The 22,228-nt window shown below is 75.0% G+C and carries 18 protein-coding genes and 1 tRNA gene; 12 read left to right on the top strand and 7 right to left on the bottom strand.

The window, feature by feature from the left end:
* Positions 1-58 precede the first annotated feature (58 nt).
* The 7 genes from R3E88_09685 (at position 59) to R3E88_09655 (ending at position 8,800) form a co-directional block, all read left to right on the top strand.
* Positions 59-1,147, top strand: coding sequence for a hypothetical protein (locus R3E88_09685; GenBank protein MEZ4216733.1), 1,089 nt, complete (start codon positions 59-61; stop codon positions 1,145-1,147).
* Complete coding sequence (locus tag R3E88_09680) at positions 1,147-2,208, top strand: ADP-ribosylation factor-like protein (GenBank protein ID MEZ4216732.1); 1,062 nt, start codon at positions 1,147-1,149, stop codon at positions 2,206-2,208. Before R3E88_09685 ends, R3E88_09680 begins: the two co-directional genes overlap by 1 nt.
* Positions 2,205-4,493, top strand: a complete 2,289-nt coding sequence (locus tag R3E88_09675; GenBank protein MEZ4216731.1) for a GAF domain-containing protein — start codon at positions 2,205-2,207, stop codon at positions 4,491-4,493. The genes R3E88_09680 and R3E88_09675 overlap by 4 nt, the downstream gene beginning before the upstream one ends.
* An 89-nt stretch (positions 4,494-4,582) precedes the next feature.
* A complete protein-coding gene (locus tag R3E88_09670; GenBank protein ID MEZ4216730.1) occupies positions 4,583-5,047 on the top strand; it encodes a nuclear transport factor 2 family protein in 465 nt (154 codons plus the stop codon).
* 13 nt (positions 5,048-5,060) lie between these two features.
* A complete protein-coding gene (locus R3E88_09665; protein MEZ4216729.1) occupies positions 5,061-6,224 on the top strand; it encodes a sulfotransferase in 1,164 nt (387 codons plus the stop codon).
* 42 nt (positions 6,225-6,266) lie between these two features.
* Entirely contained in the window at positions 6,267-7,640 is a 1,374-nt protein-coding gene (locus R3E88_09660) for a hypothetical protein (GenBank protein MEZ4216728.1), read from the top strand.
* A gap of 134 nt (positions 7,641-7,774) precedes the next feature.
* Entirely contained in the window at positions 7,775-8,800 is a 1,026-nt protein-coding gene (locus tag R3E88_09655; protein MEZ4216727.1) for an alcohol dehydrogenase catalytic domain-containing protein, read from the top strand.
* On the opposite strand, the gene R3E88_09650 is transcribed toward R3E88_09655, so the two are convergent.
* From R3E88_09650 to R3E88_09630, 5 genes are all read right to left on the bottom strand, one after another.
* Positions 8,797-9,051: a hypothetical protein gene (locus tag R3E88_09650; protein MEZ4216726.1), complete on the bottom strand. Its 255-nt coding sequence runs from the start codon at positions 9,049-9,051 to the stop codon at positions 8,797-8,799. The genes R3E88_09655 and R3E88_09650 overlap by 4 nt on opposite strands.
* Before the next feature lie 27 nt (positions 9,052-9,078).
* Entirely contained in the window at positions 9,079-10,341 is a 1,263-nt protein-coding gene (locus R3E88_09645) for a sulfate adenylyltransferase (protein MEZ4216725.1), read from the bottom strand.
* 69 nt (positions 10,342-10,410) lie between these two features.
* Positions 10,411-11,466, bottom strand: a complete 1,056-nt coding sequence (locus tag R3E88_09640) for a hypothetical protein (GenBank protein MEZ4216724.1) — start codon at positions 11,464-11,466, stop codon at positions 10,411-10,413.
* Positions 11,467-12,039, bottom strand: a complete 573-nt coding sequence (locus R3E88_09635; protein MEZ4216723.1) for a Mov34/MPN/PAD-1 family protein — start codon at positions 12,037-12,039, stop codon at positions 11,467-11,469.
* Positions 12,040-12,235: 196 nt separating this feature from the next.
* Positions 12,236-12,724 carry an Rrf2 family transcriptional regulator gene (locus R3E88_09630; protein MEZ4216722.1) on the bottom strand — a complete coding sequence of 163 codons (489 nt, stop codon included), beginning with the start codon at positions 12,722-12,724 and terminating at the stop codon, positions 12,236-12,238.
* A 99-nt stretch (positions 12,725-12,823) separates the two neighbouring features.
* Between R3E88_09630 and R3E88_09625 the strand changes: the two genes are divergently transcribed.
* Positions 12,824-13,243, top strand: a complete 420-nt coding sequence (locus R3E88_09625; GenBank protein ID MEZ4216721.1) for a hypothetical protein — start codon at positions 12,824-12,826, stop codon at positions 13,241-13,243.
* A gap of 1 nt (position 13,244) precedes the next feature.
* Complete coding sequence (locus R3E88_09620; GenBank protein ID MEZ4216720.1) at positions 13,245-15,308, top strand: ABC-F family ATP-binding cassette domain-containing protein; 2,064 nt, start codon at positions 13,245-13,247, stop codon at positions 15,306-15,308.
* Here R3E88_09620 and R3E88_09615 read toward each other — a convergent pair.
* The gene (locus tag R3E88_09615; protein MEZ4216719.1) at positions 15,305-17,395 is read right to left on the bottom strand and encodes a VacB/RNase II family 3'-5' exoribonuclease; all 2,091 of its coding nucleotides are present in this window, start codon (positions 17,393-17,395) and stop codon (positions 15,305-15,307) included. The genes R3E88_09620 and R3E88_09615 overlap by 4 nt on opposite strands.
* A gap of 263 nt (positions 17,396-17,658) precedes the next feature.
* On the opposite strand from R3E88_09615, the gene R3E88_09610 reads away from it, so the two are divergent.
* The 3 genes from R3E88_09610 (at position 17,659) to R3E88_09600 (ending at position 21,637) form a co-directional block, all read left to right on the top strand.
* Positions 17,659-17,745 (top strand) — tRNA-Leu (locus R3E88_09610).
* A gap of 249 nt (positions 17,746-17,994) precedes the next feature.
* Positions 17,995-20,415, top strand: coding sequence for an endopeptidase La (lon, locus tag R3E88_09605; GenBank protein ID MEZ4216718.1), 2,421 nt, complete (start codon positions 17,995-17,997; stop codon positions 20,413-20,415).
* A 43-nt stretch (positions 20,416-20,458) separates the two neighbouring features.
* On the top strand, positions 20,459-21,637 hold the full coding sequence (locus tag R3E88_09600) for a glycosyltransferase (GenBank protein MEZ4216717.1): 1,179 nt from the start codon (positions 20,459-20,461) through the stop codon (positions 21,635-21,637).
* Between the two features lie 15 nt (positions 21,638-21,652).
* Here the strand turns inward: R3E88_09600 and R3E88_09595 are convergent, their stop codons facing one another.
* The gene (locus tag R3E88_09595; protein MEZ4216716.1) at positions 21,653-22,219 is read right to left on the bottom strand and encodes a PEP-CTERM sorting domain-containing protein; all 567 of its coding nucleotides are present in this window, start codon (positions 22,217-22,219) and stop codon (positions 21,653-21,655) included.
* Between the last annotated feature and the right edge of the window lie 9 nt (positions 22,220-22,228).

Genomic DNA, 22,228 nt, shown 5'->3' with positions numbered 1-22,228 from the left:
GCCGCGCTTCGCGGACGCGCGGAACGGAAGAACGAGAGCATGCGAGGGGCGGCGACGCGTGGCGAGCCAGGAAGCACCGGGACAGGAAGGACGGATCCGACTGCGGCTCTCGCCCCAGGGCGAGAAGTACGCGCGGCGCGACGCGCCGGTCGAGGCCCGGCGCATGGCCGCGCGCGGCGCGCTTCCGCTCGAGCCCCTCGAGCTCGCGACCGTCCTGTTCGCGCTCGTGCACGACCCCGACGCGCAGGTGAAAGAGACCGCGCGCGCGAGCCTCGAGAACCTGCCCGAGCACGTCCTCGACCCCGTCCTCACCGGCCCCGCGCACCCCGCCCTGCTCTCGTTCCTCGCGCGCGTGCACAAGGACGACGAGGCGCGCGCCTCGCAGATCGCCCTCAACGCGGCCGCGGACGATCGCACGATCGCGTTCCTCGCGACGCTGCCGCTGCGCGCCGTCGTCGACATCGTCAGCCAGAACCAGCAGCGCATGATGCGCTGCGAGGAGATCGTCGACGCGCTCGGGAGCAACCCGCTGACCGGGCGCGCCGTGATCGAGCGCATCCTGAGCTTCCTCGGAATGAGCCCGACGGAGGGCGAACGCGCCGACGACGCCGGGGCCGAGCTCTCCGACGACGAGGCGGAGGCCGCGATGCTCGAGCTGCTCGGCGACGAGCTCGCCGGCTTCGCGGGGCGCCTCTCGGCCGAGCACGACGACGCGATCGACGAGGAGGAGATCGCGAGCAACCTCTTCGCCGCCGTGCAGAAGATGACCGTCATGCAGAAGGTCAAGCTCGCGCGGCTCGGCGGAACGGAGGCGCGCGCGCTCCTGATCCGCGACCGCAACAAGGTCGTAGCCAGCGCCGCGATCACGAGCCCGAAGATCACCGAGTCCGAGGTCGTCTCGTACGCACAGTCGCGCGGCCTCTGCGACGAGGTCATGCGCATCATCGCCGCGAACCGGGACTGGACGAAGAGCTACCAGGTGAAGCTCGCGCTCGCGACGAATCCGAAGGTCCCGCAGGCCCAGGCGATCAGCTTCCTGAACTACCTGCAGGACAAGGAGCTCCGGACGATCATGCGGAGCCGCGACGTGCCGTCGGCCGTGTCGACGCACGCGCGGCGCATCCTGCAGAAGAAGGGAAAGCTGTGATGGCGGAGGCCACGATGAACGCGCGCATCCTCTACTGGGGAATCGCGGGCGCCGGCAAGACGACGAACCTCGAGACGATCCGCGCGAAGCTGCGCGCCGACCACCGCGGCGAGCTGCGCCGCGAGCCGACGCGCCTCGACCCGACGGTCACCTACGAGACGCTCCCCATCCAGCTCGGCGAGGTCGGCGGCGTTCCGATGTGCATCGAGGTCGTCGCCGTTCCCGACGGCGACGAACAGGCGCCGACGCGCAAGCAGCTGCTCGACGAGGTGAGCGGCGTCGTGCTCGTCGTCGACTCGACGCCGTCGCGCATGCAGCAGAACGTCGAGTCCCGCGACGAGCTCGCCGCCGCGCTCGAGAGCTACGGCCGCTCGCTCGCCGAGCTCCCCGTGCTCGTCCAGTACAACAAGCGCGACCTCGCCGACGACACGCACATCGAGCGCCTGCACCGCCGTATCGCGCTGCCGTCGGCCGCCGTGTTCGAGGCGGTCGCGACCGAGGGAACGGGCGTCCTGCAGACACTCACCACCATCAGCAAGCGCGTCGTGCGCGGCCTTCGCGACCGTCCCGCGGCCGCGAGCGAGCCCGCGCCCGCGCCGGAATCGACCGAGGGAACGGCCGACGCCGCGCCCGCGCACGAGGCCGCGCACGCCCCCGCGGAGCCGGCTCCGGTCGGCCGCCCGGCCCCCGTCTACGACCCCGATGCGCTGCTTCGCCGCGCGCGCCCCGAGGCGCCGGCGCTGTCGACGACCGAGCTCCTCGAGCAGGCGATCGAGGCCGAGGCGATCGCCGCCGACGCGGGCGCCGCGGCGCACGACGCGCTCGACCTCGAGACGCACCGCGCCTTCGACCGCCCGTACGACGCGCTCGCGAGCGAGCCGAAGCCGCCGAGCGGCTTCGCGCTCGGCGCCGACCTGCGCATCGTGTCCGTCGGCAGCGCCGCACGCGCGGGCGAGCGCGCGGTGCGCATTCCGCTCGTGCTCGGCGACGCGAGCGGCGCGACCGCGAGCCTCGCTCTCACGATCCAGCTCGATCCGCTGCTGGACGGCGGCGACGAGTGAGACGGCGCGTCGGCATCTGCGGCGCCAGCGAGGAGACGCTGCGTCTCCTCGCGCTGCTCGTCGGCAACGCCGACGTCGATGTCGTGCGCATCTACGACCCGAACCCGCGCGCGGCCGCGAGCCGCGCGCGCGCCGTCCGCCCCGAGCTCGGCGACTTCGTCGCCGCGATCGCGACGGACGACTTCGACGCCTTCGTCGCCGGCGACGCCCTGCACGCCGTCGTCGACGACGCTCCCGGTGGCGTGTCCTTCGCGCAGCGGCTCCCGAACGCGGCCGCACGCGGCATCCAGGTGCTCACGCCGCTCGCCGCGCGGCTGCTCTGGGCCTACGGCGTCGCCGCGCACGACCGCAAGTCGGAGCTCCTGCAGGCGCTCTCCGAGGTGGTCGAATCCGTCGAGCTCACCGTCGACGCGGACGAGCTGTTCACGCGCATGCTCGAGATCGCGATCGGCGTGACGGGCGCCGACGGCGGCTCGCTGATGCTCCTCGACGAGACCGCGCGCGAGCTCCGCATCCGCGTCGCGGTCGGCGTCGAGCGAGAGCTCTGGCCGAAGATCCGCGTGCCGCTCGGCGAGGGCATCGCGGGCCGCGCCGCCGCCACCGCGCGCCCGCTGCGCATCGCCGGACGGGCCGACCACGCGGACTTCCACATCGTTCGCGAGCGGCTCGACGTCGAGTCCGCGCTGTGCGTTCCGCTCGTGCACGAGGGCCGCGTGCTCGGCGTGCTGAACCTCCACCACAGCGTGCGCACGGGCCAGTTCGGCGAGGACGACCTCGCCTTCGTCGAGCAGCTCGCGCACCTCGACGCGCAGATCATCGCGCGCGCGCGCGAGCACGAGCAGCTGCGCGACCAGGCGTCGCGCTACTCGGCCGTGCGCGGCATCCACCGCATCCTGCAGGGGCCCGACCCGCTTCCCGACCGCCTGCGCGCCCTCTGCATCGACGTCGCCCAGCGCTCGGGCGGTGGCATCGCGAACCTCTACCTCCGCGAGGGCGGGAGCACCGACCTGCGCCTCGCGGCGACCTCGCTCGAGGGCGGCGGCTTCGGTGGCGAGTACCGCGTGGTGCCGGGCCAGGGCATCGACGGGCGCGTCGCCGAGACCGGCGAAGCCCGCTTCCTGCGCGACGAGCGGGGCGAGATCGAGTACGCCTCGCTCGCGCTCGCGAGCGGCACCGCCACGATCGGCGTGCTGTCCGTCCAGACCGGGAGCGGCGGGCTCGGGCGCGGCGCCGAGGGCTGGCTCCGCGAGATCGCCGCCGCGGCCGCCGAGGGCATCGCGCGCGTCGAGCGCGAGGGCCGCATGTCGGCGCGCGCGAACCGGCTGTCCGCCATCAACGAGACGGGCATGCGGATGCTCGCGGCGAGCGAGCCGAACGAGGTGCTGCGCCTCGCGACGTCGTCGCTCGCGCTGATCCTCGACGCCGAGCACGCCATCCTGCGGCTCCAGGACGACGCGTCGAAGCGCTTCGTGATCCGCTCCTACTTCGGCGCCGCCGACGGGCCGCAGCAGGAGCGCCTGTTCAAGCTCGACAAGCACGTCGCGCGCGAGACGATCCGCAAGCGCAGCGCCTATCGCGTGCTGGACACGGCCGCGCACCCGTCGCTGCGCGGGATCGCCGGCGACTGCCGCTCGCTGCTCGCCGCGCCGCTCGCGCGCGAGGGCCGCGTGATCGGCACGCTCGCCGTCTACGACAAGCTGGCCGCGGACCGCTTCTATCCGAGTCGCTTCGACAGCGACGACCTCCAGGTCTTCGCGAAGTACGCGTCCTACGTCGAGCGCGCGATCGCCGCGGCGCAGGAGCGCGCGAGCGCGCGCCAATCGCGCCACTCCGACCCCGAGACCGGGCTCCCGAACGAGACGTACCTCGCGCGCCGCCTCGGCGAGGAGATCGCGCGCGCCGAGGGGCGGGACGCGGCCCTCGCCCTGTGCATCTGCACGATCGAGAACCTCGACGAGATCCATGCCGCCGGCGGAGACGCGCTCGCGCGCCGCGTCGTCGCCCGCGTCGCGGACGCGCTGCGACGCGGCGTGCGCGACTTCGACGTCGTCGGCCGCCGCTCCGAAGCCGTGTTCGAGATCCTGCTGCCGGAGCCCGGCTCGGCGCCGGGCGACCGTGTCTACACGCTCGCGCGCGCGGTCGCCGACGCGGTCGCGAAGGACGAGACGCTGAACCGTCCGGTGCGCGTCGCGCTCGGCTTCGGCTACGCGATCCATCCGTACGACGGCGCGCAGCGCGACGCGCTCGTCGCGGCCGCGAGCCCGCCCCGCATCCGCATGGTCTGACGCTGCGCACCCGCTCCCGGGCGGCGCTCCGGATCCGCTAGGCTGCGCCCGCGCGCGCCCCGAACGGCGCGCCGACGGACGGAGCCCGCGTGGACGACCTGCGAAGACTCGTCGAGACCGACGCCATCGCGCGCCTCAAGGCGCGCTATCAGCGCTGCGTCGACACGAAGGACTACGACGGCCTCGCCACCTGCTTCACCGAGGACGCCTGCGCCGAGTACGACGGCGGGAAGTACGCGTTCGCGCCGCGCGACGCGATCATCGACTTCCTGCGGACGTCGATGCGCGACCTCGTGACGATCCACCAGGTCCACACCCCCGAGATCGACTTCGTCTCCGACACCGAGGCCACGGGCATCTGGTACCTGCAGGACATCGTCATCGCCGAGGCGGACGGCATGACGCAGCTCGGCGCCGGCTTCTATCGCGACGAGTACGTGAAGGACGACGGCGTCTGGCGCATCCGCAAGACGGGCTACGAGCGCACGTTCGACCTGTGGCAGAGCCACGCCGAGGTGCCGAAGTGGCGGCTCCGCCACCGCTGGCAGAAGTGAGGAACGCGCCGTGATGCCCTTCGACTGGCGCCTCTACCTGAAGCTGATCGGGTACTCGCTGCGCGACGCGCGGACGCCGCGTCGCGTCGGGCGCGTCCTCTTCCTCGCCCTCCTCTGCCCGTCGATCGTGCTGTTCGGATCGATCGGCATGCTCCTCGACTGGGTCTTCTTCCCGGGCCTGCGCAGCACGAAGGTCGAGAAGCCCGTCTTCGTGACGGGCCACGCGCGCAGCGGCACGTCGCTGATGGTGAAGCTCCTCTCGCGCGATCGCCGCATGGACTGGGTGATGACGTACGAGATGATCCTACCGTCGATCGTGCAGAAGCGGCTCGTGCGCTGGATCGCTGCCGTCGACGCGGAGTACCTCGGCGGCGCGCTCGCGCGGCGCGTGACGGCCTTCGAGGACCGGCTCTTCGAGAAGGGCCGCCAGATGCACCCGATGGGGCTCACGATCCCCGAGGAGGACGCGTTCCTGCTCGCGGCGACCTTCCTGCACGCGCAGATCGGCCTCTTCTTCCCCTACCAGCGCGAGATCGACGAGCTCTTCTACTTCGACCAGCGCACGCCGCGCCAGAAGCGGCGCGCGATGCGCTTCTACGCCGACTGCATCCGCCGCCACCTCTACACGAACGGCGGCACGCACCACGGCCTGACCTTCGTGAGCAAGAACCCGACGATGGTCGGCGCCCTCCTGTCGCTGCGCGAGACCTTTCCCGACGCGCGCTTCGTCGTGATGATGCGCAACCCGTACGAGACGATCCCGAGCCTGCTCAAGATGATGGTCCGCAACTGGCGCATCCTCGGCTACCAGCGCGACGAGGTCGACGAGGCGCTCCAGCTCCTCGCGAAGCAGTGCCTCTACTACTACCAGTATCCGTTCGAGGCCCTCGACGACCTCCCGCCCGAGCGGTGCGCGTGGGTGCGGTACGAGGAGCTCGTCGACGCGCCGGCCAAGACGATCGAGGCGCTCTACGCGCAGCTCGGCATCCCCATGACGCCCGACTACGCCGCCGAGCTCGAGCGCGAGGAATCGCGGTCGCGCAAGCACCGGCGCGAGCACGTGTACAGCCTCGACGAGTTCGGCCTCACGCGCGCCGAGATCCGCGACGCGCTGCCGGAGGCCTTCGAGCGCTTCGGATGGGATCCGCCCGCGCCGCGCGCGCCCGAGACGACCTGAGCGAACCCGAACCGGCGCGGGCGCCCGCGCGGCGCGAGGCCGATGCCCCGACGACTCCTCTTCGCAGCGCTCGCGGCGGGCCTCGCGGTCGCATCCTGCGAGGGCGTGGGCGCGGTCGCGTGGCGGATCGCGACCGGCGCGTGGCCGACGACCGCGCGCCTCGCCGACGCGCGCGCCGCGGTCGCCGCACCGGACGACGGCGCCGACCCGGCCCTCGCGCCGACGCCGGGCGCCGGGGTGCAGCGCGTCGGGGCCGCGGGCGGCGGGCCGCCTTCGTGGCAGGTGCTCCATCCCTACCTCGGCTTCGTCCTCCTGCCTTCCGCGACCGTGAACGAGTACGGCTTCCCGGGGTCCGCCCCGCCCTTCGCGCCGGCCACGTCGGCCACGCCGGGCGCGCCGGGCGACGCGCACTTCGCGGTCGGCGTGCTCGGCGGCTCGGTCGCCGAGCAGGTGGCGTCGCGCGGAGGTCGCGCGCTCGCGCGCGCGCTCGCCGAGCACCCGTGTCTGCGCGACCGGAATGTCGAGGTCTTCGATCTCGCGCTCCCGGGCATGAAGCAGCCGCAGCAGCTGCTCGCGCTCGCCTGGCTGCGCGCACTCGGCATGGAGCTCGACCTCCTCCTCACGCTCGATGGCTTCAACGAGGTCGTGCTGCCCGCGGTGGAGAACGAGTCGCAGCAGGTCTTCCCGTTCTACCCGCGCAGCTGGCGCCAGCAGGTCGCAGGCCTGCGCGACGTCGCGCTGATGCAGCGCGTGGGCGCGCTCGCCTACGCGGCCGAGCGCCGTCGCGCGGCCGCGCGCTGGCTCGACGCGTCGCCGCTGCGCGCGTCGCGGCTCGCCAACGCGGCGTGGCGGCTCGTCGATCGCGCCCTCGAGCGCGACGTCGCACTCCGCCGCGTCGACCTCGCGCTGCGCGAGTCCGAGAACGCCGCGCGAGAGGGCGGCTACATGGCGACCGGTCCGCAGCGACGTTATGCGAGCGACGACGAGCGCTTCCGCGACGCGGCGGCCTTGTGGAGCCGGGCGACGCGCGCGACGTCCGACCTCGCGCGCGGCGCGGGCATCCCGTCGTTCCACTTCCTCCAGCCGAACCAGCGCGTCGAAGGCAGCAAGCCGATGTCCGACGCCGAGCGGCGCACGGCGCTCCGCCCGGGCACGCCCTACGACCGTCCCGCTCGGCTCGGCTACCCGCACCTGTTCCGCGAGGGCGAGGCGCTCGCGCGCGCCGGCGTCGCGTACACGGACCTGACGCGCGTCTTCGCCGACGTCGCCGAGCCCCTCTACGTCGACGACTGCTGCCACGTCTCGGACGACGGATCGCGCCGCCTCGCGCGCGCGATGGCGGCCGTCGTGCGCGACGCGATCGGCGCCGACTGCGCGATCCGACCGGCGGGCGCGCCGCCGCCCGCCGCGCCCTAGCGCGGAGCACCGCGCGTGCGCACCGGCCCGCCTGCCCGCTCGTTCGCCTGCCGGCGCGCGGCGCCGCGCCTCGTCGGGCCGCGCGGGCTCGCATACCTTCGCGCGCCGCGACCCGCGCAGGGAGGGCGTCCCCGATGCGAGCGATGGTGCTGTCGCGGCTCGCGCCGCTCGCCGACGAGCCCGAGCCGCTCGCGCTCCGCGATCTCCCCGTTCCCGTGCCCGGCGCGGACGAGCTGCTGGTCGAGGTCGCGGCGTGCGGCGTCTGTCACACGGAGCTCGACGAGATCGAGGGACGCACGCCGCCGCCGCGTCTGCCCGTCGTCCTCGGCCACCAGATCGTCGGGCGTGTCCGCGCCGTCGGGAGCGACGCGCTCGCGGCGCGCGTCGGCGAGCGCGTCGGCGTCGGCTGGATCCACCGCTCCGACGGGAGCGCGCGCGAGAACCTGAGCCCCGCGTTCCGCGCCACGGGGCGCGACGTCGACGGAGGCTATGCCGAGTACGCGATCGCCGCGGCCGACTACGCGTTCCCGGTGCCCGACGCGTTCGACGACGCCGAGGCGGCTCCGCTCCTGTGCGCGGGCGCGATCGGCCACCGCGCGCTGCGGCTCGCGCAGATCGAGGACGGCCAGGTGCTCGGCCTGATGGGCTTCGGCGGCTCGGCGCACCTCGTGCTGCAGCTCGCCCGCCACCGCTTCCCGAACGCGCGCATCTTCGCGTTCGCGCGCGACCCCGAGGTGCGCGCCTTCGCGCTGCGCGAGGGCGCCGATTGGGCGGGCGCCACGCGCGATGCGCCTCCCGCTCCGCTCGACGCCGCGATCGACACGACGCCCGCGTGGGAGCCGGTCGTCGCGAGCCTCGCCGCGCTCGCGCCGGGCGGCCGGCTCGTCGTCAACGCGATCCGCAAGGAGGAGCGCGACAAGCGCGCGCTCCTCGATCTCTCGTACCACGAGCACCTGTGGATGGAGCGCGAGATCAAGAGCGTCGCGAACATCACCGGGAGCGACGTGCGCGAGTTCCTCGCCGAGGCGGCGGAGATCCCGATCCGTCCGCGGGTCGAGACCTATCCGCTCGAGGACGCGAACCGCGCGCTGCGCGAGCTCGCCGCGGGGCGCGTGCGCGGCGCCAAGGTGCTGCGGATCGGGGGCGCGAGCGGACGCTAGGCGTCGTCCGGACGGCGGCGCGCGACGCGCGCTCGCCCTCCGGGTTCGACGCCGTCGCGCACGCCGTCCCACGGATCGCGCGCGCCCGCGCACGCCTCGCACAGCCAGCTCGGGTCGCGGCCGCCGATCAGGCAGCCGCCGAGCACGATCTCGCCGCGCCCCGCGCTCTCGATGAGGTCCTCGCCGGGGTCGCCGTAGACGACGCGCTTCGCCCCCTCGGCCCCGCAGAGGTCACAGCGCCCTCTCGGCATCGCGCCCTCCTCGGCGCCCCCCCGACGCTAGTCGCGGTACGCCTCGATCAGGATGTCGGCGATCTCGGGCCGCATGATGCGCGGGTCGGGGCGCTCGCCGCCCTTCAGCTGCTCGCGCACCTTCGTGCCGCTCACGCTCACCGGCTTCTCGTCCGGGTGGTTCTCGGTGAGATCGACGCGCCCGAGCGATTCGTAGAACGCGGCGAAGCCGACGTTCACGGTGCCGATCCGCAGGTCGCCCTTCAGCTGCTGGAAGATCTCCTGGGCATCGAAGTCGCCCCAGATGGCGCTCCCGTCCTCGTACGGCGCGTCGGCGTGCTTGCGTCCGATGATCAGGTGGCTGAAGCCGTAGTTCTGGCGATAGATGCCGTGCATCACCGCCTCCCTGGGCCCGCCGTAGAACATCTTGATGTCGAGGCCGACGAGCTCGAAGACGTCGGCGAGCGGGTAGCCCGCCTTCTCCCAGATCTCGGGCTGCTGGTCGCCCTGCCCGAGCAGGCGGTCGCCGTGGAGCTTGCGATAGCAGCGCATGCGCATCGCGGCGGGCACGTCGTCGCCCTTGAGCTCGCCCATCAGCGGGTTGAGGAAGATGCCCGTGTAGAGCCCCTGCTTCGTGAGGTACTCGCCCGCCCACACGAGCGCGTACTCGTGGGCGCGGTGGAGCGGGTTGCGCGTCTGGAACGCGAGCGCCGCCTCGTACTTGCGGTCGGCGACGAGCGCGCGCACGACGCGCGGCGACAGCATGTACTCGCCGTACTCGCGGTTGCGCGGCTGCGGCAGCGCGCGCAGCGCGCCGCCGACGAGCTTGCCGCGCGCGTCGTTCGTCACCATGCGGCCGCCCGGATGGTCGATGCGCTCCGTGCCGTAGACGGCGGCCACGTACTTGGCCTTGTCCCAGTCGAACACCTCGGGCCCGTCGAGGATCCCCACGACGTCACCCGCCTCGTTCACGACTGCCGCGGCGCGCGCGCCCGCGAGCGCCGAGGCCTCGTCGTCCGTCGCCGGGAACGACAGCGGGATCGTCCACGCATAGCGGCCGCCCTTCGAGAGGACGACCTGCTCGTCGAGCACGCGGTGCCACGCGTCGCGCTTCATCGGACCCTCGAGCGGCGACAGCGCGCCGTCGGCGATCCGATAGACGGTGGAGAGGTCGGCATTCGTGACCCGCAGCCGCGGGAGCGACGCGGCCTCGGCGAGGAAGGCGGCGCGCTGCTTCAGGGGAACGGTGCGGTCGACGAGGGCGTCGAGGCCGCCGTGCACGGGAACCAGTTCGGCGTTCGGGGTCGTCACTTCTCCATCCTTCTCGAGTCGCATCCGACTCGTCTCGATCCGTTCGCGGCGCCGCGGCGTCGCCCGACGTCACCAGACCGGTCGCGCGACGGCGCCGTCGGTCACGAGCAGCCGGTCGCCGCTGCCGTCGACGCGCCGCACGAAGAGCCGGTGGAGCCGCGCGTCCTCGGCGACGTACGCGACGAGCCGCCCGTCCGGCGACAGCGTCGGCTCGAGCTCGTCGCGCGCGCCCGCACCGACCGCCGCGCGAACCCCGCCGTCGACGCGCATCCGCCGAAGGCGCCATCCCTTCCCGACGCGCGCGCTGTAGACGATCCACTCGCCGTCGGCGCTGAACACCGGGTCCCGGCCGCGACCGAGCGCGCGCATCGCCGCGCCCGCGTCGGGCGGCCAGCTCTGCACCGGGGCATCGGTCGGGACCGCGAAGATCGTGCGACGCGCATCTTCGTCGCGCAGACCGCGCGACGGCTCCGCCACGTCGAGCAGCAGCATATCGCCTCTGGGCGACCACCTCACGCCCTCGACGAACGCCCCCTCGGCGACGAGCCGCTCCTGCGCGTCGGCTGCGCGCCGGAGCCAGACCGTGTAGCGGGCGGGAGCGCGCTCGATGCGCGTGAACACGAGCCCGCCCCGCGGCCCGAAGTCGCCGCGCGGGTGGTCGGCCGCGCCGCGCGTGAGGGGCGCGATCTCGCGCGTCGCGACGTCGTAGGCGTAGAGCTGCCAGCGCGCGTCGATCCGACTCGTCGCGAACAGGAGGCGGCGGTGGTCGGCCGACCAGGCGAGCGGAACGGCGCCGGGCGGCGCGTCGGAGACGCGCTCGACGCGCCCGCTCGCGGGGTCGACGAGCGCGAGATGCCCCGGCCAGCGCGCCGCGGGATCGTCCGCCTCGAGCGCCTCGCCGCCGCCGAGCCAGCGTCCGAGATCGCCCGCGCGCGCCACCCCCTGGCGACGCGGGCCGCGCGCGCCGCGCTCGGCATCCGCGCGCGCCCAGGCATCCTCGTGGGTCCAGTGGAGCACGGCGATCGGCGGCTGCGCGAGCTCCTCGTCGGCGACGCCGATCGCACAGCCCGCGGCGGCCGCGAGCGCGAGGGCCGCCGCGGCGACGTGCGCGCCGCGCGCCCCCACTCAGGCGTTGCCGAGCGCGAGCGGCGCCCCGACGAAGCCGCGCGTCCGCGGATCGCGCTCGAAGATGCCGGCGTGCGTGACGCGCCCGTCCCATACCGCGAGGACGATCTGCACGGCGTCGGGGAACGGGAAGAGCGGCGCGTTCGCGAACTGCTGGTCCATCTCCGAGAGGTACACGCCCGCGCCGACGTGCGAGTGGTACACGGCCGTCACGCGATCGCCCTTCTCCTCGGCGCGCTCCTGGACGTGCAGGTAGTCGAGCTCGTTCATCCAGTAGGCCTCGCGCCCGTCGCGCGCGTAGACGTCCGGCTCGGCGCGGTGGCGCGCCGTCATCTCGTTGCGGCAGCGGTGCACGTCGCGGAAGCGCTGGTCGGCGGCGCCGGTGATGAGCCCGCAGCACTCCTCGGGAACGGCCTCGAGCGCGTGCATGCACAGCTCGTTGACGAGCAGCCCGGAGAGCCGGACCGGCGCGAGCTCGGCGCGCACCTCGATGTGCGCGCCGCGCTCGTCGCACGAGTGGATCGAGGAGCCCGTGCGCGCCGGCGCGCGGATGTCGAAGGAGTCGTCGCTCACGCCACCTGACCTCGGCCGTCGAACGGCGTGCGATCGATCGCACGCGCGGCGGGGGTGGAGCTCTCGGGTGCGACGCCGCACGTCGAGTCCGGTGGGGAGCACCGGGCTGCGTCGGCGGAACGCGCAGGCCCTGCGGGGCCCGCGCAGCATACGAAAGGCAGGGGGGCGCTGCGAGGGGGGCGCGCCTCGCCCCCGCTCAGATCTGGTACTCGTAGCCGGGCAGCAGCTCGCGCGGCACGCCCGCGCGCGCCGCGCGCCGGCACAGGTCCTCGAGCGTCGTGGCGGCGAGGACCTCGGCGAGCTCCTCGGCGAGCTCCGGCCAGAGGAACGACGGGCCGCGGTCGGCCCGCGTCCCGCCGGCGGCGAGCCCGGCCTGCGCGGCCCGCCCGCGCGGCGGCCGCGCGACCGCATCGCCGCCCGCCGCGAGCGGCCCTTCCACCGCCTCGACGATCGCGCGCAGGTCGACTTCGGCCGGGTCGCGCGCGAGCCGGTAGCCGCCGCCCGGGCCGCGCTTGCCCTCGACCAGCCCGCCCTTGCGGAGGCGCTGGAAGATCTGCTCGAGGAAGCGCGTGGGGATGCCCTGCCGTTCCCCGATCACGCGCACCTGGACCGCGTGGCCGTGCCCGTTGTACGCGATGTCGAACAGGCCGATCACCGCATAGCGCGCTTGTCGCGAGAGGCGCATGCGCGGGCGAGCATGCCCGAGCACTCCGGGCGCGCCAACCGCGCAACTGCGCCGACGGCGCCCACCGCGCCGAGCGCGCGCCGCTACCCTCGCCGCCCGATGGACGCCTCTCCCCCGCCCGCCACTCCGTCCGCCGCCGCCGCGCGCGACGCCGCGCTCGCGCGCGGCGCGCACGTCGCGGCGCTCGCCGCGCTCGCGGGGTTCGCCGTCGCGATCGCCGCGTTCGCACCCGAGGCGAGCGGCGACGAGCCGCCGCGCTCGGTCGCGACCGCGGCCGTCGCGCTCGGGCTCGCGGTCGTCGCGCTGCGGCGCGCGTCGACGTCGCCGCGCATGGGCGTGCGCGCGCGCGCCCGGCTCGCCGCACTCGCGCGCGCCGGCGCACTCGGCCTCGGCGCCGTCGCGCTCCGCATCGCCTTCGCGCACGCGGACGCGCCGACCGCGCTCATGGTCGTCGCCGCCGCGGCCGTCCTCGTCCTGCGCCCGCCCGAGCTCCCCGCGGCGCCGTCGCGCGCCGACTGACGTGCTGCTCCGGCTCGCATCGCTTGAGCGGTCGATCGCCGGCCGCGCGCTCTTCGCGGGCGTCGACCTCGACGTGCGCGCGGGCGATCGCATCTGCGTCGTCGGCCCGAACGGCGCCGGCAAGTCGACGCTCCTGCGCATCGCGGCGGGGCTCGACGCGGCCGACGGCGGCGAGGTCGTCGTGCCGCGCGGCGTGCGCGTCGGCCTGCTGCGCCAGGAGATCGACCCGCGGCGCGCGACGTCGGTGCGCGACGAGGCGGCGACCGCGCTGGCCCACCTCGACGCGCTCGAGGCGGAGATGCGCGCGCTCGAGCGCGCGATCGCGGAGGGCGGCGGCGACGTCGACGAATCCCTCGCCGAGCGGTACGACGCGGCGAGCGCGCGCTTCCACCACGCCGACGGCTTCGCGCGCGACGCGCGCGTCGACGCCGTGCTCGAGGGGCTCGGGTTCGACGGCGCGGCGCGCGCGCGCCCGCTGTCGTCGTTCTCGGGCGGCTGGCTCATGCGCGTCGAGCTCGCGAAGCTCCTCCTCTCCGAGCCCGACGTGCTGCTGCTCGACGAGCCGACGAACCACCTCGACCTGCCCGCGATCGAGTGGTTCGAATCGGTGCTCGACGGCTTCGCCGGTGCGGTCGTCGCCATCTCGCACGATCGCGCCTTCCTCCGCCGCCAGGCGCGGCGCATCGCCGAGCTCGACGGGCTCGGCCACTGCACGGTGTACGAGCACGACTACGACGGCTACCTGCGCGAGCGCGAGCGCCGCCGCGAGGAGCGCCTCGCGCTGCGCGCGCGGCAGGACCGGCAGATCGCGCACCTCGAGCAGTTCGTGGATCGCTTCCGCGCGAAGGCGACGAAGGCCCGACAGGCGCAGAGCCGGCTCAAGGCGATCGATCGCATCGAGCGCGTCGAGATCGAGCCCGAGGGCCCGCGCGGGCCGCGGCTGCGCATCCCCGAGCCGCCGCGCTCGGGGCGGGTCGTGCTGGAGCTCGAGGGCGTCGCGAAGCGCTACGGCGACCAGGTGGTCTACGACGGGCTCGACTTCGCGATCGAGCGCGGCGAGCGCGTCGCGCTCGTCGGGCCGAACGGGGCCGGCAAGTCGACGCTGCTGCGGATCGCCGCGGGCGCGCTCGCCTTCGACGCGGGCGAGCGCGCGCTCGGACACAACGTCGAGACGGCCTACTTCGCGCAGCACCAGCTCGAGGCGCTCGACGCCCGCCGCACGATCCTCGAGGAGCTCGGCGCCGACGCGTCGCTCGCCGACCACGCGCGCCTGCGCGGCCACCTCGGCGCATTCCTGTTCTCGGGCGACGACGTGCAGAAGCGCATCGGCGTCCTCTCGGGCGGCGAGAAGGCGCGCGTCGCACTCGCGAAGATGCTGCTGCGCCCGTGCAACCTGCTCGTGCTCGACGAGCCGACGAACCACCTCGACACGTCCGCCTGCGAGGTGCTCGAGCAGGCGCTCGCGAGCTATGCGGGCACCCTGCTCTTCGTGTCGCACGACCGCAGCTTCATCAACGCCATCGCGACGCGCATCGTCGAGGTGCGCCCCGGCGAGATCCGCTCCTTCCCCGGCACGTACGACGACTATCGCGCGCGGCTGCGCGAGCTCGAGCGCGGCGCGGCCGACCCGGGCGACGCAGCACCCGCGAGCGCGCCGAGCGGCGGCGCGGCGAGCGGCAGCGCGGCGAGCGGCGGCGCGGTGGCGGGCGCGCCGGCCCGCGCTGTGGCCGCCTCCGCGCCCAGCAAGCAGGAGCGCATCGCGGCGCGCGAGGCCGACAAGGCCCGGCAGCGGGCGCTCGGCTCCGCGCGGCGCCGGCTCGAGACGCTCGAGGGCGAGATCGCGGCGTGCGAGGCGCAGCTCGAGACGCTCGGACATCGCCTCGGCGACCCCGCGCTCTACGCGGGAGACGGCGACGCCGCGCGCGCCGTGACGGCGGAGCGCGATGCCTGCGCGGCGCGCTGCGACGCGCTCTATCGCGACTGGGAGCGCGCGGCCGCCGAGATCGAAGCGATCGAGGACGCCTCGCGCGACGCCGCGAGCGGCGAAGCGCCCGCGCGACGCTAGGCGCGCGCGGGTGCGCGCGGCGGTCCGAAGCGCACGCGCCCGCGGAAGGCGTCGACCTCCTCGACGCGCACGCGGATCGCGTCGCCGAGGGCGATGCGACGACCCGAGCGCTCCGCGACGAGCGCGAGCCCGTCGGACGCGAGCGCGAAGCCCGCGCCGAGGCGCGCCGCGTCGAGCATGCCCTCGACGCACGGCGCGTCGAGCGTCGCGAAGATCGCGCCGTCGATCAGCCCGGTCACGTGCGCGTCGAGCTCGTCGCCGATGCGCGACGCGAGCAGCGCGGCCTGCTTCACCTCGCGCGCGCTGCGCTCGGCCTGCTGCGCGATGCGCTCGCACACCGACGCGCGCACGCACGCGCGCTCGACGCGCTCGTCCTCGTCGCCGGGCGCGGCGCGCCCGGCGAGCACGCGGTGCACGGCGCGGTGCACGAAGAGGTCGGCGACGCGGCGGATCGGCGACGTGAAGTGCAGGTAGTGCTCGAAGCCGAGCGCGTAGTGCCCCTCGCTCTCTGTGGAATATCGCGCCTGCTTCATGGAGCGGAGCGCCGTCCAGTGCACCAGCCGCTCGAGCGGCGTCCCGACCGCGGCCGCGAGCGCCGCGACGAGCTCGCCGCGCTCGAGCGGCCCCTCCGCCGCGCGCGCGAGGAGCCCCGAGCGCGCGAGCAGATCGGCGAGCGTCGCGAGGGCGCGGTCGGCCGGCGGCGCGTGCACGCGGTGCGGCACGCGGACGTCCTGCGCATCGAGCCAGCGCGCGACCGCGCGGTTCGCCGCCAGCATCGCCTCCTCGATCGCGCGGTGCGCGACGGTCCGCTCGGCGCGCCGCGCGTCGATCGGCATGCCGTCGCCATCGAGCACGACGACGGGCTCGGGCAGCTCGAGCTCGATCGAGCCCTCGCGCAGGCGGCGCGCGCGCAGTCGCTCGGCCGCCTCGGCGAGACGCGCGATCGAGGCGCGCAGCGCGTCGTCGAGCGCGGGCGCGCCGTCGCGCGATTCCATCAGCGCCGCGGCTTCCTCGTACGCGAGGCGCGCGCGGCTGCGGAGGATCGCGCGGTGGAAGCGCGCGTCGCGCACGTCGGCCTCGGGGCCGAGCACGAGCTCGCACGCGAGCACGAGGCGGTCGACGTCGGGGACGAGCGAGCAGGCGTCGCTCGAGAGCGCGTGCGGGAGCATGGGGATCGCGCGATCGGGCAGGTAGACGCTGTTGCCGCGCCGCAGCGCCTCGCGCTCGAGCGCCCCGCCCTCCGGCACGAAGTGCGCGACGTCGGCGATCGCGACCCACAGCCGCAGCTCGCCCGCGCGCTCGCCCGGCTCGACGCAGACGGCGTCGTCGTGGTCGCGCGCGGTCGCCGGGTCGATCGTCGCGAACGGGAGCGCACGCAGGTCGAGGCGCTCGCCGGGCTCGTCGGCGCGCCCGACGGCCGCCTCGGCCTCGCGCAGCGCGGCCTCGGGAAACGCGGTGCGCAGCGAGTAGCGCCACGCGACGGCCTCGAAGTCGGCGTCGGGCTCGCCCGGACGGCCGAGCCGTCGCACGACGCGCGCGAAGCCGTCCTCGCGTCCGCGCCCGCGGCCCGCGACCGGAACGGCCTCCACGACGTCGCCGTCTTCGGCCCCGCCTCGATCGCCGCGCGCGACGCGGTGCTCGAAGGCGGCATCGCTGCCGCGCGGGGGGCGCCCGAAGGGCTCGATCACCGCGCTGCCGTCCTCGACGACGAGCCGCCCGACGATGCGCTCCCTCCCCGGCGCCACGATGCCGACGAGCTCGCCGCGCTCCTCGCCGCGCGGCCACACGAGCACGCGCTCGCCGCCGCGCGCCGTGGGCTCGGCCGCGACGCGCAGCTCGCGGCCGGCGAGCGTGCGGACGACACCCCGGCGCGCGCCTCGCGCGGCGGGCACGTAGACGCCCTCGACGAGTCCGTCCTCGCGCCGCAGCACGACGGCGCCGCGGTCGAGACGATCGACGCGGCCCTCGTCCTCGAGCTCGCGCAGGATGCGGCGGAGGCGCTTCATCTCGCTGTGCGCGCCGAGTCGGATCAGGAGCTTGCGCGGATTCCACGGCGCGCCACCGCCGCTCGCGAGCAGGCGCAGCACGTCGTCGCGTCCGAACGCGACCGGCGGCGATCGGCGACGCGACCGGCCGTCGCCGCGCGAATGCGTCGCGGACCGCCGCTTCGGGGCATCGCGTCCGTCGCGCTCGGCGCGACCTCGGCGGCCGCCGCCGCGCGCCTTCGGGCTCCGGGGATCGCGGGGCTTGCGGGGCATGCGCCGCCAGTTCAGCACAGCCCCGGCGCGCGCGCGCGGGCGCGCGGGCTTCGTTGACTCGCCCATGCCCCCCGCCTAGTCTCCCGCGCCCTGCCCGGGTGGCGGAATTGGCAGACGCGCCAGATTCAGGATCTGGTGTTCGCAAGGACGTGCTGGTTCGAATCCAGTCCCGGGCACCACCGCAGCCTCGAGTCGATCGACGCGGCCGCCCGTTCCTCGGCGGCCGCCCCGCTCCCCGATCCCAGATGCGCAACCCAGGATGCGCGACCCAGATGCGCAACCCAGGATGCGCGACCGCGGCCCCGCGCCGGCACCGGCCGGGTGCGCCGCCGTGCGTTGACCCTCCGCGATGTGGCCCTAGGGTTCGCCGCCATTGCGTCCAGACCGGGCGTGCGTCGCGCTGCGGCGCGCGCCGCGAGGAGGTGCGGTTGAGCGACCGGGAACGCGACCCGAACGAGGAAGGCCAGGAGGAGTCGGCACCGCAGGCGCGTCAGGCGATCGTCGACGCGAACGCCGAGCGCATCGAGGTGCCGGGCGTCCTGCCCGTCCTGCCGGTTCGCGACATCGTCCTCTATCCGGGCGGCACCATTCCGCTGCAGATCGGCCGCCCGCGCTCGCTCGCGGCGCTCGAGGCCGCGGCCCGCCCGGAGGCGGGCGGCCTGCTCGTGATCGCCACGCAGTACGACCCCGCGACCGAGGAACCTCTCCTCCACGATCTCTATCCCGTCGGCACCATCGCGCGCGTCGTGCGCGTCGTGGAGCCGCGCGAGGGCGGGCGCCAGGCGCTCGTGATCGGCGTCGCGCGCGCGCGGCTCGTCGACCTCGCGGGCTTCGAGCCGTCGCTGCGCGCCCGCATCGAGGCGGTTCCCGACGCGCCGATCGAGACGCCCGAGGGCCACGCCGTCTGGCGGCGCGTCGCCGCGCTCGCCGAGCGCGTGATCGAGCTCCGCGACGACATGCCCGACGAGTGGAAGCAGTTCCTGTCCGGCATCCCGAGCGGCGGGCTGCTCGCGGACCTCGTCGCCTCGAACCTGCCGCTGTCGCGCGACGACAAGGCGCAGCTCCTGACACAGACGGACCCGGTCGCGCGCCTGCGCCGCGTCGAGGCCGCGCTCGAGCGCGAGGTCACGATCGCCGAGACGCAGCGCGCGCTGCGCAGCGAGTCGGAGCTCGAAGGCGCCGACCCGCGCGAGCGCGAGCGCACGCTGCGCCGGCGGATGCGCGAGATCCAGGACGAGATCGGCGAGGGCGACGGCGGGCTGCGCGAGGTCGACCAGCTGCGCGAGAAGCTCGACGCGAAGGAGCTTCCCGACGACGTGCGCGCCGCGGCCGAGCGCGAGCTGAAACGACTGTCCGCGATGCCGCAGCAGGCGCCGGACCGCCACATGCTGCGCACCTATCTCGAGTGGATCGCGGACCTCCCGTGGCTCGACGAGACGGAGGACGCGATCGACCTCGCGCGCGCGCGGCAGGTGCTCGACGAGGACCATCACGGCCTCGACGAGGTGAAGCGACGCATCCTCGAGTTCCTCGCGGTGCGCAAGCTCGCGCCCGACACCAAGGCGCCGATCCTCTGCCTCGTCGGGCCGCCGGGCGTCGGCAAGACGTCGCTCGGCCGCTCGGTCGCGCGCACGATGGGGCGCAAGTTCGCGCGCGCCTCGCTCGGCGGCGTGCGCGACGAGGCCGAGATCCGCGGCCATCGCCGCACGTACGTCGGCGCGATGCCGGGGCGCATCGTGCAGAGCCTGCGGCGCGCCGGCTCGCGCAACCCGGTCTTCCTGCTCGACGAGATCGACAAGCTCGGCGCCGACTTCCGCGGCGACCCGTCGTCGGCGCTGCTCGAGGTGCTCGACCCGGAGCAGAACACGACGTTCAGCGACCACTACCTCGACCTGCCGTTCGACCTCTCGCGCGCGCTCTTCATCGCGACCGCGAACACGCTCGCGACGATCCCGGGGCCGCTGCTCGACCGCATGGAGGTGATCGAGATCCCCGGCTACACGGAGCGCGACAAGCTGCGCATCGCGCGCGACTTCCTCGTTCCGAAGCAGCGCGAGGACCACGGCCTCTCGCCCGAGCAGGTGTCGATCGACGACGCCGCGCTCGACCGCCTCGTGCGCGAGTACACGCGCGAGGCCGGCGTGCGGAACCTCGAGCGGCGGATCGCGACGCTGATGCGCAAGGCCGCGCACCGCATCGCCGCGAACGGGCCCACCGAGCGCGTCGCGATCGACGCGGCGTTCGTCGGCGAGGCGCTCGGCGCGCCGCCGCACCAGCCGGAGACCGCGGAGCGCACGACCGTTCCCGGCGTCGCGGTCGGGCTCGCGGCGACCGCGCACGGCGGCGACATCCTGTTCATCGAGTCGAGCTTCACGCCCGGCGGCAAGGGCCTGCGCCTGCGGCTCACGGGCCAGCTCGGCGACGTCATGCGCGAGTCGGCGGAGGCGGCGCTCTCCTGGGTGCGCGCGAACGCGCCCGCACTCGGCATCCCGGAGACGGCCCTCGAGCCGGGCGAGATCCACCTGCACGTGCCGGCCGGCGCGACGCCGAAGGACGGCCCGTCCGCCGGCGTCGCGCTCGTGACGTGCCTCGTGTCGCTGCTCAAGAAGCAGTGCGTGCGCGGGACGGTCGCCGCGACGGGCGAGATCTCGCTGCGCGGACGCGTGCTCCCGGTGGGCGGCATCAAGAGCAAGCTCCTCGCCGCCGCGCGCGCGGGCATCGACACGATCGTGATCCCGCGGCGCAACGAGAAGGATCTCGCGGAGATCCCGGCCGACGTGCTCGAGCGTCTCGAGATCCGGCCCGCCGACACGATCGAGGACGTGCTCGCGGTGACGCTCCCGGGCTAGGCGCGGCGCCCGGGGAGCGGCGCGCGGGCTACGTTGCGCGGTCGTGCGCGTCGCGCTCGTCCACGACTGGCTGACCGGGATGCGCGGGGGCGAGCGCTGCCTCGAGCGCATCGCGGGCCTGTACCCGGACGCCGATGTGTTCACGCTCGTGCACGTGCGCGGCGCGACCTCGCCCGCGATCGAACGTCACGCGATCCGCGCGAGCGGGCTGTCGCGGCTGCCGGGCGCCGCGCGGCACTACCGCAAGCTCCTGCCGCTCTTCCCCGCCGCGATCGAGCGCTTCGACCTGCGCGCCTACGACCTCGTCGTCTCGACGAGCCATGCGGTCGCGAAGGGCGTGCGCACGGAGCCCGACCAGCCGCACCTCTCCTACTGCCTCACGCCGATGCGGTACGTGTGGGACCAGGCCGACGCGTACCTCGGGCGCGGGCTGCGGCGCGCCCTCGCGGCGCCGCTCGTCGCGCGGCTGCGGCGCTTCGACGTCGCGACCTCGACCCCCGCGCGCGTGACGCGCTTCGTCGCGATCTCGACGTGCGTGGCCGAGCGCATCGCCACCCACTACGGGCGCTCGGCGCGCGTCGTCTTCCCGCCCGTCGAGGTCGGCCGCTTCGCAATGGGCCCTGCGGAGCGGGAGGACTTCGACCTGCTCGTCGGCGGCTTCGTGCCGTACAAGCGCGAGGCGCTCGCCGTCGAGGCGTACCGCGGCACCGCGCGCCGCCTCGTCGTCGCCGGAGACGGGCCGCTCCGCGACCGCGTCGCCGCCCGCGCGCCGCGCAACGTCCAGTTCGTGGGACGCGTCGCGGACGCCGCCCTCGCCGAGCTGATGCGGCGCGCGCGCTGCCTCGTGTATCCGCAGCTCGAGGACTTCGGGATCGCCGCCGTCGAGGCGCAGGCGAGCGGGACGCCGGTCGTCGCATTCCGCGCAGGCGGCGCCCTCGACACGGTGATCGAGGGGGAGACCGGCGTGTTCTTCGACGCGCCGACGCCGGCGTCGCTGCGCGATGCACTCGAGCGTCTCGATCGGCTGCGCGATCGCGGCGCCCTCGCGCCGGGCGCGATCCGTGCGCACGCGCTCGCCTTCGGGCCCGAGCGCTTCGAACGCGAGCTGCGCGCGGAGATCGCCTCGGCGATCGCGGATGCCCGGCCGGAGCGCGCGAAGGGGAGCGACGCCGGGAGCGACCCCGGGAACGGCCCCGGGCGCGACCCCGGGCGCGCTCGCTAGGCCGCGCCGCGGATGCTAGGCGCGCCTGCCGCGGCGGAGGCGCGCGGCGGCGACCGTCATCCCGAGCCCCATCAGGAGCGCGGCACTCGGCTCGGGCGCGGCGGGCGCGTGCAGCTCGAGGCGGCGGACGTCGACGCGAGCATCGGGCGAGAGCTTGAGCTTGAGACGCACGTGGTCGGTGCCCGCCCAGTCGAGGCCGCGCAGGTCGACCCAGCCGTCGCCGTCGCCGCCGAGGCGCACGCGGCCGAGCTTGTGGCCTTCGGCGTCGTAGCGGATCGCGACGAGCGTGAGCCGGCCGCGTTCGGAGAGCGCGTCGATCCGCGCGCGGGCGATGTCGGGCTCGAGGAACGAGCGCGAGAAGAGGACGTTGGCGCGCGCGTTCGGCGACGCCTCGAGGACGACGCAGTCGGCGCCGGCCTCGATGCGCGCTCCCGAGCGCTCCGGGCGGTGCCAGCCGCTCTCGAAATCGAACACGTCGGCCTCGAAGAGGGGCGACGCCGCCGCCGGCAGCGCGAGCAGCAGGGCCGCCGCCACCCCCGCCATCGTGGAGATCCGGTCGCACCGCTCGCTTCGCTTCCGCATGTCGCGCAC

This window comes from Myxococcota bacterium, assembly GCA_041389495.1.
Taxonomy (GTDB): Bacteria; Myxococcota_A; UBA9160; order UBA9160; family UBA4427; genus JAWKRT01.
The sequence above is the reverse complement of the archived record's forward strand: the minus strand, read 5'-3'. Positions and strand labels throughout refer to the sequence as shown.

Coding starts and splice junctions, on each gene's coding strand:
- R3E88_09650 (MEZ4216726.1), bottom strand. CDS start 9,051: ATGCCGAGAGGGCGCTGTGACCTCTGCGGGGCCGAGGGGGCGAAGCGC.
- R3E88_09660 (MEZ4216728.1), top strand. CDS start 6,267: ATGCCCCGACGACTCCTCTTCGCAGCGCTCGCGGCGGGCCTCGCGGTC.
- R3E88_09625 (MEZ4216721.1), top strand. CDS start 12,824: ATGGACGCCTCTCCCCCGCCCGCCACTCCGTCCGCCGCCGCCGCGCGC.
- R3E88_09595 (MEZ4216716.1), bottom strand. CDS start 22,219: ATGCGGAAGCGAAGCGAGCGGTGCGACCGGATCTCCACGATGGCGGGG.
- R3E88_09665 (MEZ4216729.1), top strand. CDS start 5,061: ATGCCCTTCGACTGGCGCCTCTACCTGAAGCTGATCGGGTACTCGCTG.
- R3E88_09630 (MEZ4216722.1), bottom strand. CDS start 12,724: ATGCGCCTCTCGCGACAAGCGCGCTATGCGGTGATCGGCCTGTTCGAC.
- R3E88_09680 (MEZ4216732.1), top strand. CDS start 1,147: ATGGCGGAGGCCACGATGAACGCGCGCATCCTCTACTGGGGAATCGCG.
- R3E88_09655 (MEZ4216727.1), top strand. CDS start 7,775: ATGCGAGCGATGGTGCTGTCGCGGCTCGCGCCGCTCGCCGACGAGCCC.